This window comes from Nostoc sp., assembly GCF_036917935.1.
Classification (GTDB): Bacteria; Cyanobacteriota; Cyanobacteriia; order Cyanobacteriales; family Nostocaceae; genus Nostoc.
Genome location: NZ_JBALEL010000037.1, coordinates 36,243 through 51,828, shown reverse-complemented (window position 1 = coordinate 51,828; position 15,586 = coordinate 36,243). Strand labels below are relative to the sequence as shown.

The window sequence follows — 15,586 nt, the reverse complement described above, 5'->3', positions numbered from 1 at the left end:
ATGATGTACCTTGTATGATCAGGAAACGCTATAAGAACGTGCATCTAAAGCCAGGAGGAAAGAATTGTGAAAGCAGTCTTGATGAAAGCAGCTGGCAGTCCCGAAGTTCTGCAACTACAGGACGTACCAAACCTTGCTGTTCCTGTAGGGAATACTGAACTTTTAGTGCGTTTGGTGGCGGCTGGCATTAACCCCATTGACACTAAACTTCGTAGCCGAGGCACTTTCTACCCCGATCGCACACCAACAATTTTAGGATGCGATGGTGCAGGTATCGTGGAAGCGGTGGGTGCTGGTGTTCAGCGTTTTCGCACAGGTGATGAAGTATATTTTTGCTATGGTGGCTTGGGCGCACACCAAGGAAATTACGCTGAATATACCGTTGTAGATGAGCGGTTTGTGGCACGTAAACCCGCCTCTGTCTCTTTTGCCGAAGCAGCAGCAGCGCCTTTGGTGTTAATCACCGCTTGGGAAGCTTTATATGAACGGGGACGATTAGAACCTGGGGAACAGGTTTTGATTCATGCGGGTGCTGGTGGTGTCGGCCATGTAGCAATTCAATTGGCAAAAATCAAAGGTGCTACTGTTTTTACCACAGTGGGTTCTGAGGAAAAGGCTAACTTCGTCAAACAACTCGGTGCAGATCATGTAATTTTTTACAAACAAACAGACTTTGTGCAAGCGGTATTAGATTCGACCAGCGGCGAAGGCGTAGACTTGGCTTTTGATACCGTAGGCGGCGAAACCTTTCACAAAACCTTCCCCGCAGTGCGAGTCTATGGCGATATTGTGACGATTCTCGAACCAGATGCCAATACTGTTTGGAAAACTGCTAGAACTCGCAACCTCCGCATTGGTTTAGAATTCATGTTGGCACCAGCGTTGCTAGGATTAGAAGAGAGTCTCCAGCATCATGCAGAAATTCTCGAACAATCTGCCACCTGGATCGATGAAGGCAAATTAAAAATCCATGTGAGTCACAAATTTCCCTTAAAAGAAGCAGCTAAAGCCCACCAATTGATTGAAAGCGGGTCTGTGGCGGGTAAAATTGTTCTGCTAATTAGCGACGAATTTGCATAATTTATCTTTTAAACACAGATGCACCCAGAGGTTAAACGCAAAGATACCCAGAAAGCTCTCTCTGCGTGCCTCTGCGTACCTCTGCGCTTCCCTTTGCGTTTTACTTCTCCTCTTCCTCCCCCTACCTGCTTGGGCAGCACAACCAGAACGCACATCCTTAACTCTGGAATTATTGCAAGAACGACTACGCACACCCACACTCCGCGAAGGCAATTTGACTGTAGATTTGCAGAAGATGGTGATTGATTTGCGCCCAGAAAACACCAAATTTCGTGATGCTTTTTACCAATTGCTGCGAAAAGAACTCGGTACAAAACCTCTAGGTTTAGACCTCAGCTATGCTTTGATTCTGGGTGATTTTGTAGGCAGTGATTTAGGTTTAAGAACACCCTTGTATGCTAAAGCGATCGCTCCCATTTTCACCGCTACCGAACAAGAAAAACTAGAACGTTTACGCTTCGTTTGTCTAGAGTCACTCGCAATCGGTTTACCCAACTCCAAAGATTGTCGATCGCTTCTGGGAACAGAGTCAACCCCATCCAGTGAAATCACCGTCTTTCGTGGTGTCTTAACACTGGTGCAAACCCGCTTCAATGGCGAAGTGAAGTTCTCCAATACATTTTTTCTTCAGTCTGTGGATGCCCAAGGTGCAACTTTTCTCCAACCTACTAACTGGACTGAAACAAGATTCGCTCGTCCCGTTAGTTTCACCAGTGCTAACTTCCAGCAAGCAACCAGTTTTCAGAGCAGTATTTTTTTTGAAAAAGCTAATTTTAAAAAAATCAAATTTCAGCAACTCGCTGATTTTCAAGGCAGTATCTTTGAAAAAACTGCCAACTTCAACCAAGCAACTTTTAAACTAGTGGCTAAATTCAGTAGTGTGCAATGGCAAGGGAATGCCGATTTTTCTGATGTCTACTTTGCCAATCAAGCCCAGTTTACTAAAGCAGATTTTAATCAGTTCCTGCTTTTAACAGAAGTGACTTTTGAGCAAGCTGTAAGCTTCCGAGAAGCGGAGTTTAACCAATTGGTAAATCTGCAAGGTGCGAACATTCTTAACCAAGCAGATTTTAGTGATGCCAGATTTGCTACAGAAGCTTGTTTAAGCGTACCTGGTTTAACTTTTAACTCCAACCAAGCAAAAATTTTAGGTAATCCCGGTCAGATTGGTAAGATGTTCTGCATCCCAACATTGCAAGGTAATCAAAACATCTTGCGGAATTTGGGGCAAAATTTCCGTCAGCAACAGCAAATTGCCGATGCTAATGAACTGGAATACACAAAACAACGACTGCGATTAATAGAGTTAGGCCATCGTCTGACAGCTACAAATATTAATACTGCAACTGTTGCAACTTTAATTAAACTGGGTTTTTCTGCAACTCAAGCTGAAGCGATCGCCCAGCGTCGTCTGGTAAAATCCTTTCGCAACAGTAGTGAGTTACTCACGATCGCAGACATCGATTTAGAAAAATATACCCAACTAAACGTAGACGCGCAGGGGCTTGTTGTTAGACATCGCTTAATTGTTGGCGAAACCCTTTCTATCGGTGGGTGGTTACTGCAAGCTTGGAGTTGGTTGGCGTTGAGTATACTGTTGCTGTTGAGTGGTTATGGTACGAGTTTTTGGTTAGTCTTTGGCGTGGGAGGATTAGCGATCGCTTATTTTGGCTTACTATTTTGGCTAGTGGATCGCTATCGTCGGCTGCATCCCGTACCAATTATTCCCACATCCTACGAAACCATTTCGATATTAGTTAGTTTTAGCGTTTTAGAATTCTTCAGCTTACTAGCGATCTTTCGCAATGCTGAACAACCTTGGCTGACATTAGGGTGTCTGTTAATAATTATTGTCCCCATCCCAATGACTTTATTGATCCGGCTTTATCAACAAGGACGCTATCACGATTTAATGGACGTTTCTTACTTTACAGAAGACGGTACATTTCGCCAGTTACGATTATTGATTGGACGTTTGCCAGTGATACCAAGGAATGAGACATTTCGGGAACGATATATGCCCTTGTTGTGCGATCGCCGTTGGAACTGGCTCAACTACTATGATTTTAGTCTCAACAACCTAGTTAAATTAGGATTTAATGATATTCGTCTGCGAGATCAACACTTACCAGGTATTATCTCTGCACTTGCTTGGTATCAATGGAGTTTGGGTGTAATTTATATCACGTTGGTTTTGTGGACACTTTCGCGTACAATTCCGGGATTGAATTTGTTGATTTATCTGAAGTAGCTGACTAGGTGATTAAATTAGTGTCTGAACCTTGACTAACATAACTAAGTATACTAAGGCGCTCGATAATCGAAACTCTTTATCTCCTGTGCTTTCCAGAGAAAGATAGAAGTTACAATTAAAGCCATGAAGCCAATGGCTATAGGACTCGATAACTATGCGAATTAAGCAAATTTCCGTCAGGGGCTTATTTGGAATTTTTGACCATGTGATTCCATTGAATATAGATGAACACATCACCATCATTCATGGCCCAAATGGTTTTGGAAAAACAGCGATTTTAAGAATTTTGAATAGTTTTTTTAACTCCCGATATGCACACTTGAGAGCTATCCCGTTTAGAATTTTTAGAGTTGAATTTGATGATAATACTAGTGTTCAAATAATCAAAAATGCCGAGAATGCAGAAGACTCAGAAACGAATAATATTGTTTTCAACTTTTATAAACACGATTCAAAATCAGCTTCTTTTGCTTTTAAGGGAGTAAATACTCGTTCTGACAGAGAAATTTTCCTTAGTTTTGCATCAGATGATCTTATACCAATAAGAGAACAAATATATCCTCTATTAAGGAGTTTATCTACTGAAAGAAGTCTTTCTTTAGAAAACTCTATAGAGGTTTTTGATAATTTCTATTCCTCAAAATTGAAGTCACAAGAAGAGCCTGATTGGCTAGAGGAATTGAAAAGCAATATTCATATTCGCCTCATTGAATCACAAAGGTTGCTTAATTTTGTTCCTAACCGCTCTTCCAGACGGTCTGCTGAAACACCTTCAATATTATCAACTGTCTCTGCCTATTCTGATGAACTTGCTAAACTAATGCAAGATAAATTTAAAGAATACGGTACAATATCCCAATCTCTTGATCGGACTTTTCCAGTTAGGGTAGTTAAGCAACAGCCATCCACAGATTTAACAGATGAACAACTTCGTCATCAACTAAACGAACTTGAAGCGACTCGCTCTCGCCTCATAGAAGTAGGTCTTTTGGATAAAGATGAAGATACAGAATTTCAAATCCAGCCTCAAGATATAGATGAAAGCACCAAAAATGCTTTGTCGGTATATATTCAAGATGTGGAAAAGAAGCTGAGTGTTTTTGCTGAAATAGCAAGCAAAATTGATTTATTGAGGAAAATCATTAATAATAAATTTGCCTATTCCTACAAAGAGATAAACTTTAGTAAAGAGAAGGGATTCGTTGTCACAACAAGTTATGATTCACCATTATCTAATTCAAAAACTCTTTTGCCGACAGATTTATCTTCCGGTGAGCAACATGAGTTAGTTCTTCTATATGAACTACTATTTAAAGTTCAACCTAATTCTTTAGTTTTAATTGATGAGCCGGAATTATCTCTTCATGTAGGATGGCAGGTTCAGTTTTTAAAGGACTTACAAGACATTACAAAGCTTGCAGATTTAAATATACTAATGGCTACCCATTCTCCAGATATCATTCAAGACCGTTGGGATTTAACGGTTGAACTGAAAGGGCCACAACAGTGAGAGATTTTCTGACAGTTGATCGTGTTGCTAACCAAATACGATTACGACGAAGCATATATACTGGAACTTTCTTATTAGTGGAAGGAAGTTCTGATAAAACTTTCTATAAGCGATTTGTTGACCAATTAGTTTGTGAGTTAGTTGAAACATCAGGAAAACAGCGTGCTATTGACATTTTAAAAATTTTGGAACAATCAAATTTTTCGGGAGTTTTAGCGATTGTTGATACAGATTTTGATCGCCTTGAAACTTTGTTATACAGCAGCCCTAATCTGCTCTGCACCGACAGCCATGACCTTGAAACCATGCTAATTAACTCACCAGCATTTAACAAAGTACTCGCTGAGTTTGGTTCGGAAGAGAAAATTGCCCAGTTTAATCGAGACATAAGATTAGTATTACTTGAAAATGGGATGTCAGTAGGTTATTTGCTTTGGGTTTCTAAGTGTGAAGGATTAAACTTAACCTTTGATGGTATTAAATTTAGCAAGTTCATTGATGAGCAAACTCTACAAATTGATGAACTCAAGCTGATTCAGGAGGTTAAGAATAAATCCCAAGCCTACTCTTTGAAAGATGAAGATTTGGGACAAAAGCTAAAGAGTCAGAAAAGCAATAATCACGATCTTTGGCAAATCTGCTGTGGTCATGATTTGGTGGAAATCCTATCTATTGGCTTACGCAAAATGCTTGGTTCTAACAAAGCTGCTGATGTTGAACCGAACAGTCTTGAGCGTAGTTTGCGGCTTGCTTACGAAGAAATCTACTTTCGCCAGACACAACTCTACTTGGACATTCGGACATGGGAAAGCAATAATCAGCCATTTAGGGTTTTGCAGAATGACACATAATACCAAATTCGTAACTTATGTATAGTATTGTTATTTTTGACATGCCAGTGGTTGAAGAGTGTTGGCGTTGGTAGAAAATCAGGCGATCGCTATTCGTGAAAATCTGACAATTCAAGGTGCGTTAGCCTCTGGTATAACACACCGTTGTATCTTAAAAGAAGCGGAAAATATCAAGCGATCATTCCCTTTTCGATGTTATCTGTGCCAGTGCGAACCTCGTCGAGATTTTCCGGTAGAAATCCACCTGCTTGCATTTTCCATAATCTATAATAAGCGCCACCGAGTGCCAGTAGTTTAGCGTGGGAACCATCTTCGATAATGCGACCTTTGTCGAACACCAGAATTCTATCTAGATGGACGATGGTAGATAATCGATGAGCTACCACGATGACGGTTTTCCCATTCATTGCTAAGTCGAGGGTATCCTGGATCGCTTTTTCGGTGATTGAATCGAGGCTAGAGGTGGCTTCATCTAAAATCAGGATTGGTGCATCTTTGAGGATTACCCGCGCGATCACAATCCGTTGTCTCTGTCCTCCAGACAACTTGACACCACGTTCGCCCACCAGAGAATCGTAACCATCCTGACTTTGGACGATGAAATCGTGAGCATGAGCCTTTCGCGAAGCCTCGATCACTTCCTCATCGGTTGCATCCAAGCGTCCGTAACGAATATTTTCCAGCAAAGTGCGATGGAACAGAGACGGATCTTGGGGAATTAAGCTGATCTGAGCGTGTAAGGCATCCTGAGTCATGTCTCGAATATCAACCCCATCAATGATAATCTGTCCAGATTGTGGGTCGAATAAACGCAGAATTAGATTGACAAAGCTTGATTTTCCTGAACCAGACAAGCCCACCAATCCTACACGCTGTCCCGGTTGGATGGTGACAGAAAGGTTGCTGAAAACTTTCTTCTCATCTGTATAGTTGAAATTCACCCGCCGAAACTCAATTTTACCTTGGGTGATTGAGTGTGCGATCGCGCGATCGCCATCGATCAACTCGTGCGGTTGAATGATGATAAAAACACCATTGGCAACATTACCAATATGTTCAAAAAATTCTAGAAAGCGGCGGCTCAAATTACGAGCTTCACTGATGATCAACAGCGACAGGCTCGTTGCTACAACAAAGTCAGCAGTTGCGATCTTTCCTTGACTCCAGAGAGAGAGCGAGTAATACAGGGTGCTGATTTTTAGAATGGCTGCTGAGATGAACTGAAACCAACGAATGCGCTCCGAATACCAGTTGGACTCTCTCACGTGTTTGATTTCGCGCTTTAATTGGTCATTCAAATAGCGTCGTTCAAAACCAAAGCGAGCAAATAGTCGGCTACTAGTGAGATTTGTTACCGCATCTACGATGATGCCAGTTGTCTCACTTCTTGCTTCTGCGGCTTTCCGGGAATAAATTCGGCAGCGAGTTGCCAGCCAGAACGAAATACTGATAAAGAGAACTGCCCAGATCCCCACGAGTGCAGCCAGCGGAGGATAGGCGCGATACAGTATCGTCGTGGCGACGCCATACACAACGATTACTGGCATAAATTCAGTAATCATCATTTGCATCGTCTGGGTAACACCCAGAGAAGTTTCGCTAATCCGATGTGCCAATGCCCCGGAAAAACTGCTACTCAGGTAGCGATGCGAATGGTGCTGCAAGTAGGCATATAGCGATCGCACGATGTGCTGTCGGTGGATTGGATGGAGGATGGTTTGCAAGAGTCCAGCCGATCGCCCAAATATCACTTCACCCACACTCAAGCCGATGAACAGCATCAGGGGTTGCCTCATGGCATCAAAAATGGGCTTGCTGTCGCCCGTCGATCGCGTTACGCCCCGAATGATCTCACCAATAGCATAGGGCAACATAATGCCACAGGTTGCGTGTATTATCTCCAGGATCACCATTAACACATACCACCAGCGAAACTGGTTAACGAAATAGCAAATGAACCTGAATGGAGTTGATGGCAGGTTTGGTGCATCAGCAGCACGTTGAAAGGATTTGGATTGTCTGGCCTTTTTCGTCATGAAAGTCGATCTCTTCGGATCATTTTAGATTTTCTGTAAGATAAAAATGGAGGACTGGGTAATTTGTAATTCAGAGTTTCTGGATTTATATCTGTTGGTTGATTTTGGAGTACTGGTATAAGTTTTTTTCTGGCGTCAAATAAAATCATTTGTAATTAATATTCGTTCCAATTACTAATGCCTAAACCTAATTGATCAACTCTGCCAAGATTCTTCACCTTGCCGATCACTATTAATACATTAAACATCTCCAAAAATTAAATATCTGTTATGCATAAACCTTGAAGAGACGTAGCACTGCTACGTCTCTTTTTCAGCAAATGTCTAAGTAATTATGAAAATCATTTTTCATAATTAGAAACTAACGAAGAGAATCTCCTCTCCGATATTCGGCGGTTATGTCGTCTAACTTTTGTTTCAAATTGTCATCAAGTTTTAGTTCTACTGCTTTGAGGTTGTCAGTAAGTTGTTCTGGACGGCTAGCGCCAATGATGGGGGCAGTGATAATGGGATTAGATAAAACCCAAGCCACCGCTAGGGTGGTGAGGGAAAATCCGGCGAGATCCGCTACTGTGCGTAATTCCTCGACAGTATTGAACTCGCGATCGTGCCAGTAACGATCTTGATAACGTTCTGCGGCAGCACCTAGCGTAAAACGGGTGCCTGATGTGGGGCCTTGAGCAAGAATGTGTTTGCCAGTAAGTAGACCACCCGCCAAGGGATTGTAGGAAATTACACCCAGTCCTTCTTCTTTCGCCAGGGGCAATAATTCTCGCTCAATTTCGCGGAATAATAGGTTGTAGCGGGGTTGAATTGAGATGAACCTGGTTAGATTGCGCGTCTCGGCGCGGCCCAAGGCGCGGGCGAGTCGGTAGGCTAAGAAGTTGGAAACCCCGATGTAGCGCACCTTGCCAGCACGAACCACTGTATCCAGTGCTTCCAGAGTCTCATCGAGGGGGGTTGAAGCATCGTCAGAGTGTAACTGGTACAGGTCGATATAATCGGTTCCTAGCCGCCGTAGGGAAGCATCGATCGCATCTAGAATATGTTTGCGCGAAGCCCCCTGATCCCAAGGTGCAGGGCCAACCCGACCGACGCACTTGGTAGCCAAGATAAAATGTTCGCGTTTGCCTTTCAGCCAGCGCCCAATGATTTCTTCAGTACGTCCAGCAGTGGCAAGCCCACCGCCGAGGGGATAAACGTCGGCTGTATCCAAAAAGTTGATGCCGCCATCAGCAGCAGTGTCAAGGATGTCTCTGGAAGTTTCTTCGTCGGTCTGCAATCCAAAGGTCATGGTGCCGAGACAGAGGCGCGAAACAGTCAATCCAGTTTTACCGAGATTGGTAGTTGGTAAGGTCATAGAGATGTCGTTGATTGAGAAAGTGTTGAAATTTTTAAATAGAATGCGACGTGCGTTCCGCCCCGCTTCTCTACGAGACGCTAACGCAAAACTAAAACCCTATGCGATATATCAATTCAGCGTCGATATTTTTAAGGTGTGAACCAATTTAACCAACCTTCCCAGTTTTGTACGATCGCGGCAAATTCTGCATAACCATCAGCTTTTGGGTGAGCGCCGTCATTGGCTTTTGCTTCTGCTAGCCAGATTGGTGACTTCAGCAAACTAGAAAACACATCAAGATACGGAACATCTAGTTGATCGCAAACCAATGCGAATTCCTCTGAAAGATTTGCGATAATTTGATTTCTTTTTTCTTGATCGACATCACCGCAGGGTGCAGGGTGCAAGGGAATGAGTAATTAATTTACCTCTTTCCCCTTCTCCTCCCTGCCCCCTTGCTTATTGATCTCGCCTTTTACGCCACCACTAAACTCTTGTCCACTTGTTTAGATTCGGTGTTACCTACTTTGGATTCGATCGCTGTACCCTTGAAGAATTCGGGGTTAGCTTGGGTATAAAACTTGTAGGGATTAGCGAATACATAGGATTTGAAGTCGGCTTCGGAAATAACCCCTTCTTGTACGAGATCCCAGCTTTCAGCTAAGGGGGAAGTCAAGTCTGGCACATCCCAGTGACCAACATCGGAGGAATAGATGGCGTTGATCTTGACTCCCAAGGGATTGGCTTTGTCATTGAATGCTGTAGCGATCGTGCGATCGTCAGACTCGGAACCAAAGAAGAAACTATTCACCCAGCGATCGCGGATGTCTTCAATTGTTTCAATACCTGCGGCGGCAAAATCATCCAATTCGCTACCAATGGGCGCACGGCTATGACGGCTGAATGAAGCTCCTAGTACAGTCTTGGTCAATTCCTCTTTATCGAGGGAATACCCTTGAGTAATTTCTGCACCGTAGCGCTCAAATATTTCAAACAACTCATCGGCATTTGTCAATGCTGGATTGTAGTTTTGCAGTGCCTTTAAATTGCGCTTGGAGAAGCGATCTACCAAATGAATGTAGACACGCGCACCCCAATCTGCGCCACCTTCCAGCATCGCTACGCGCAACTGCGGAAAACGCTTGGTAACACCACCGAAGAACAACGCCTTGGCAAATGCTTCCGAACCATCGGCGAAGTGACCGATATGGTTGTTCATGTAGTTACTAATGGAGGAGCGGCCAGTCCAACCCTGACTGCCGTAATGGGTGGTGACGGGTACTCCCAGTTCCACGACTTTGGCCCAGAAGGGATCGTAATCGTATTCACTATCTAGTCCGTAGAAGTCGATATAAGAAGCATACTTGGCAATTTCAGGGAATTTATCAGCTGGATATTTATCAGCGATCGCTTTAACTGGCCGTTTCACACCACCAGTAATATTAATCACCTTTAACCCCAGCGTTTTCACCGCAAACTCTAGCTCCTCAATGCCTTCTTGGGGATTGGTCAAGGGAATGCCAGCTACCGGTGTCAAGCGATCGCTATATTTCCGGTAAATATCAGCATGATAGTGATTGACCGCGCGTTGCAGTGCTTGACGATTCTCTGGACTAGCTCCAGCCGGTGCTAGGACATTGTTGGGAAATAGCACCGAATAGTCTGACCCTTGCTCCGCCTGACGCTCATAGAGTAATTTGGGGAGGGTGTAAGTAGCGAGATCCAGTGTGTTTTTGGTAACTCTAGCCCACCAAGGCGATCGGATTGTGCGATTGTATTGACGTTCTTCAGGGGTTTGTTGATACCAGTCTTTACCGTTGCTCTTGGAGTTGAGACGGGAGGCTTCAGTTTTACGTAACTCATCTACGAGTTTCACGCCGCCGTACTTAGCGATGTAATCCTCAAAAGCTGGGGTGAAATCATTAGTATGAACATCGGTGTCAATTACTGGATAATCAAGGGTTGCTCTGATTGCGGCGGAGCGTGAGGTCTTCAATCGGCTATATTCAGTCATGTTTTTTCCTTGCCTATGGCACGTTATGCGAACAAAAAATTACAGGTTTTTCCTAGCATCCAATGTTGCTATTGACGAATAGATTTTCTGTAGAGACGGCGATTTATCGAGTCTCTAACTACGATTTTCGGGTTCTGTAGGGCGGCGATCTACAGAAGGTACGGTTTAAAAGGTATGGCTTAAGCATCTGTGAAAAATTCATTTACGCTACAGCACTATAAGCACAGTGCAGACATGAAAAGTCATTTACGCCAACACCAATCTTTCATCTAGTTGTTTAGCGGCAAAACGATTGGCCGGACGACGCAATCCCAGGTTTTCACGCAAGGTACTGCCTTCGTATTCGGTACGGAACAGTCCGCGTTTCTGGAGGACGGGAACGACTAGGTTAACGAAGTCATCTAATCCTGTGGGAAGGATTGGCGGCATGATATTAAAGCCATCTGCGGCACCGTTGTTGAACCATTCTTCTAGCTGGTCGGCAATGGTTTCGGGAGTACCAAGTATGGTGCGATGACCTCGCGCGGTAGCAAGAGAGAGATACAACTGGCGCAGTGTGAGAGTCCCACGAGTAGCCAAATCTCTAACTAGTTTGAGACGACTTTTGTTAGTGTTGGTGTCGCTGGGTAGTTCGGGAGCCTGATCGTCTAAAGAATATTTCGACAGATCCACACCCTTATAATAGTTCTTTAAAATCCCCCAGGCGACATCAGGATGGATTAACGATTGCAAAAATTCGTACTTCTCTTGAGCTTCTGATTCGGTACGGCCAATGATTGGGAAAGCACCAGGCATAATTTTTAGATCGTCTGGCGATCGCCCATATTCTGCTAGCCTACTTTTTAGATCAGCATAAAATTCCTGGGCATCAGCTAGGGTTTGATTGGCGGTGAAAATTACCTCGGCAGTACGTGCAGCCAAGTCCCGCCCTGATTCTGAGGCTCCAGCCTGAACAATCACCGGGTAGCCTTGGGGTGGACGACCAACGTTTAAAGGGCCTTTTACAGAGAAATATTTGCCTTTGTGGTTAAGTGTATGCAGTTTATCTGGATCGAAATAGACACCAGATTCTTTGTCACGGATGAAAGCATCGTCTTCCCAACTATCCCATAGACCTTTCACCACTTCTACAAACTCTTGGGCGCGTTCATAACGCTGGCTGTGTTCCGGGTGATGCTCAAGTCCGAAATTACGTGCAGCATTCTCATTGCCTGTAGTGACTACATTCCACCCGGCCCGACCTTTACTCAAGTAGTCTAGGGAAGCAAACTTACGTGCCAGGGTGTAAGGTTCTTCATAAGTGGTTGAGGCGGTGGAAATGAAGCCGATATTTTGGGTTACAGAAGATAAGGCCGAGAAGAGGGTGACAGGCTCAAAATGGGCGATTTTACCGTTGCGATGCTGAGTTTCTGGAGCGTTGCCCCAGACTCCTGGACTATCTGCCAAGAAAACTGCATCAAATAAGCCGCGTTCGGCGGTTTGGGTAATTTCCTTGTAATGCTCGAAATTCAGTCCAGCATCTGCTTGTGAATCGGGGTGTCGCCAAGCAGAGATATGGTGTCCGGTAGCTTGAATGAATGCACCTAAACGAATCTTGCGTGTTGTACTCATGCTTTTTTCTTTTCTTAAAATTGCGTTACCAGTAGCTCTATGGTTGGTATCGGTGATTTGTATATAGTTACGTCAGTTATGATTTGACTGCTGCTTGGCGCTCGAATTACCATAAATTTATCGAGTAATTTTACTCAGCAGATATGAGCCTATACGATCAATACAAAAAAAGATGTGCTGGCAATCACAATCTCATGAAATACTAATAATTAGTTTATCGAACATTAAGTATTGCAAACTATTTGTGGGCCGAATATATAGTTATGTATGCTCCCCAAAGGTTGTTAGACAATACTCTAGGACTTAGGCACTGTACAAATGCCTCGTGATGTGAATGAACGATGCTCCCGGTTGTTTCAGGCTTTTCTTAATTATCCTGCGATCGTCAATAGACCAAAATGTAGGGGCACAGCAATGCTCATGCGTGTCAACTTAAGCCAAAACCCTTTTAAAATCTCGTTTCCAGCCCAGAGGCTGGAAATGCTGCTCCTAGAGGCTCCGCCTCCCTTGCTGGCGGAGCCTCTAGGACAGCATTCCCAGTCGGAGACTCTTAACCAGACAAACGAGACAATCTTTAAAAGCTTGTTCTAGACTTGCTTTGACGTTAAGTTGACACCAATGAGCAATGCTGTGCCCTTACAAAAGATGTGGTTTTTAAACTTATGCATATTTTGTATTTATTGTCAATGCCTAAGTCCTATACTTCAAGTTTCTCAATGTCATCTTCTCGAAAAGCATTTGGGATGTACATGATGCTTTAACCTCATTCTCATTCCTCTGGACATGATAACGAGAGGTGTTGTAGTTTTTTGAGGTATGAATATAACTTTTGATTATTCAACCACACTTAGAGATAATAATAGTCTATAAGTGTGATTGGTCAGGCGATCGCATTTGTTGTAAAAGACGGAGTTCAGTAGAAGTCTTAAATCTTCCTCTCAGTACTATGAGTTATTTTTTTAAGCTTCCTAAAACTTCCATCACTACTGCTTCCGGTTTTACCCTAGCTTCTGCTTCCAGAAATTCAGCCACTTGAGCCTCAATTTCATCCCGAACAATCTGGCGATATTCCAAAAAATGCTCAATTTGGGCACAAACAGCTAAGTAGCTACTCACCCCACCCGGATTATGCTGATACATATTCCACAAGTTGCGCCAGAATTGCCAGCGCGTCTGACGACGTACACCTTGACGCCAACAAATAATCAGAAACGCTCGAAGTACTTTCCAGTTCAATGGTTTCTTCGCAGCTTTCCCCTTTTTGGGATAGGTTGCTTCGCCCAAAAGCCGGAAGTGTTTGTATGTACGCTCCAAAAACCGCTCTGGCTCATACAAATCACAGAAGGCCTGCACATATTCACGAGCGATGTCTTCTAACGGTCGAGTTGGTACAAAATTCATCAACGTGGTTTGGTTGATGTTGGCAGATTTATTCCGGAGTCGTCCTTCCTTTTCTAATCGATGCCAGAGGGCTGTATCTGGAAGTGCTTGCAGCATACTAAATAAAGCGGTGGGGATTGCTGTTTGCTCCACAAACTTGACAATTCGTGCGCCGGCTCCTACTTTCTCGCCATCAAACCCAATGATAAAGCCTGCCATGACTCGCAGCCCTGAGCGGGTAATTTTATTCACCGCTTCACTGAGTGAGTCTCGCGTATTCTGATATTTCTGCGTGAAAGTGAGACTTTCTTCATCGGGGGTTTCAATTCCCAGAAAAACGGCTCCAAAATTACACGCTACCATCAAATCCATCAGTTCTTGATCTTGAGCTAAATCAACTGAAGCCTCTGTCGCAAAGGAAAAGGGATAATTATGTTCCACCATCCAGGGCAGAAGAGACTTCAGAAATAATTTCACATTCCGCTTATTGCCGATGAAGTTGTCATCCACCATAAAAATGCTGCGCCGCCAACCCAGTTTGTAGAGATAATCAAGTTCTGCTAATAATTGGTCTGGGTTTTTGGTGCGGGGTTTGCGACCGTATAGCACAATAATGTCGCAAAATTCACACTGAAACGGACATCCACGCGAAAATTGCACTGACATTTCTGCATAAGCTTCAAACTCTAGCAAGTCAAAGCGAGGAGTTGGAGTGTTGGTGACATCTGGTTTTTCACCGCCAGAGCGAAAGATACCTGTGCGATCGCCCCGTGCGATCGCTGCTACAAATAAAGGTAGGGTAATTTCCCCTTCGTCTAATATCAAATAATCTGCTCCGGCCGATGTCATTTCATTCGGTAGCGCTGTCGGGAAGGGCCCACCCACAGCGACTAGTTTACCTCTCTGTTTTGCTTCTAATATCTGAGAGACCAAATCCTCTTTTTGCACAATCATCGCCGACATAATAACCAAATCTGCCCAAGCCCATTCGGCCTCTGTACAGACGCGAACATTTCGATCTACTAGCTTGAAATTCCATTCTTGCGGTAAAATCGCCGCTACAGTTACCAAGCCTAAAGGCGGTAGCATTGCTTTACGGTCTAATAAAGCCAGTGTCTTTTCAAAAGACCAAAAACTTTTTGGAAAGCGGGGGTATAGAAGTAAAATGTTCATATTTGACGTTTATAAACCTTGATTTTTGCTGCTGATTGAGTTCATGTCAAACTTAACCAGTCGTAATAACACATTAGAGCAGCTTCTGTATTTCAGTAGCTGTAACCTCTACTATGACTGATTTAGATAAAGCAATATCTTCTTTAGGCCGATTATTACTCTTTTCAGACCAGAGAATTGCTGAAAATTGCTCATGAGTGTGAGGAGTGCGATGTCTACGACGGGCAACTCTAGGACTTACGCACTTTACATATTGACCATAATATGGATGGTTAGCTTGTTAAGCTAAAAGTCTTACCCTGCCTCGTTCCCAGGCTCTGCCTGGGAATGCGATC

General features: G+C 43.6%; 10 protein-coding genes. 4 read left to right on the top strand and 6 right to left on the bottom strand.

What is annotated here, in order from left to right; translation table 11 throughout:
• The first annotated feature begins 66 nt into the window (after positions 1-66).
• From V7K62_RS15370 to V7K62_RS15355, 4 genes are all read left to right on the top strand, one after another.
• Positions 67-1,080 (top strand): zinc-dependent alcohol dehydrogenase family protein, encoded by a 1,014-nt coding sequence (locus V7K62_RS15370; RefSeq protein ID WP_334865335.1) that lies wholly within the window; start codon positions 67-69, stop codon positions 1,078-1,080.
• The gene (locus V7K62_RS15365) at positions 1,073-3,331 is read left to right on the top strand and encodes a pentapeptide repeat-containing protein (protein WP_334865333.1); all 2,259 of its coding nucleotides are present in this window, start codon (positions 1,073-1,075) and stop codon (positions 3,329-3,331) included. The genes V7K62_RS15370 and V7K62_RS15365 overlap by 8 nt, the downstream gene beginning before the upstream one ends.
• 157 nt (positions 3,332-3,488) lie before the next feature.
• Positions 3,489-4,844, top strand: coding sequence for an AAA family ATPase (locus V7K62_RS15360; protein WP_334865331.1), 1,356 nt, complete (start codon positions 3,489-3,491; stop codon positions 4,842-4,844).
• Between the two features lie 77 nt (positions 4,845-4,921).
• Positions 4,922-5,695, top strand: a complete 774-nt coding sequence (locus tag V7K62_RS15355) for a DUF4435 domain-containing protein (RefSeq protein WP_334865329.1) — start codon at positions 4,922-4,924, stop codon at positions 5,693-5,695.
• 170 nt (positions 5,696-5,865) lie between these two features.
• Here V7K62_RS15355 and V7K62_RS15350 read toward each other — a convergent pair whose 3' ends face one another.
• From V7K62_RS15350 to V7K62_RS15325, 6 genes are all read right to left on the bottom strand, one after another.
• Complete coding sequence (locus V7K62_RS15350) at positions 5,866-7,731, bottom strand: ABC transporter ATP-binding protein (protein WP_334865327.1); 1,866 nt, start codon at positions 7,729-7,731, stop codon at positions 5,866-5,868.
• Positions 7,732-8,092: 361 nt separating this feature from the next.
• Complete coding sequence (locus V7K62_RS15345) at positions 8,093-9,091, bottom strand: aldo/keto reductase (protein ID WP_334865325.1); 999 nt, start codon at positions 9,089-9,091, stop codon at positions 8,093-8,095.
• Between the two features lie 131 nt (positions 9,092-9,222).
• Positions 9,223-9,480, bottom strand: coding sequence for a GDSL-type esterase/lipase family protein (locus tag V7K62_RS15340; protein WP_334865323.1), 258 nt, complete (start codon positions 9,478-9,480; stop codon positions 9,223-9,225).
• A 68-nt stretch (positions 9,481-9,548) separates the two neighbouring features.
• Positions 9,549-11,087, bottom strand: a complete 1,539-nt coding sequence (locus V7K62_RS15335; protein WP_334865321.1) for an amidohydrolase family protein — start codon at positions 11,085-11,087, stop codon at positions 9,549-9,551.
• 246 nt (positions 11,088-11,333) lie between these two features.
• Positions 11,334-12,698, bottom strand: a complete 1,365-nt coding sequence (locus tag V7K62_RS15330) for an LLM class flavin-dependent oxidoreductase (protein ID WP_334865319.1) — start codon at positions 12,696-12,698, stop codon at positions 11,334-11,336.
• A 951-nt stretch (positions 12,699-13,649) separates the two neighbouring features.
• On the bottom strand, positions 13,650-15,251 hold the full coding sequence (locus tag V7K62_RS15325; RefSeq protein WP_334865317.1) for a B12-binding domain-containing radical SAM protein: 1,602 nt from the start codon (positions 15,249-15,251) through the stop codon (positions 13,650-13,652).
• Between the last annotated feature and the right edge of the window lie 335 nt (positions 15,252-15,586).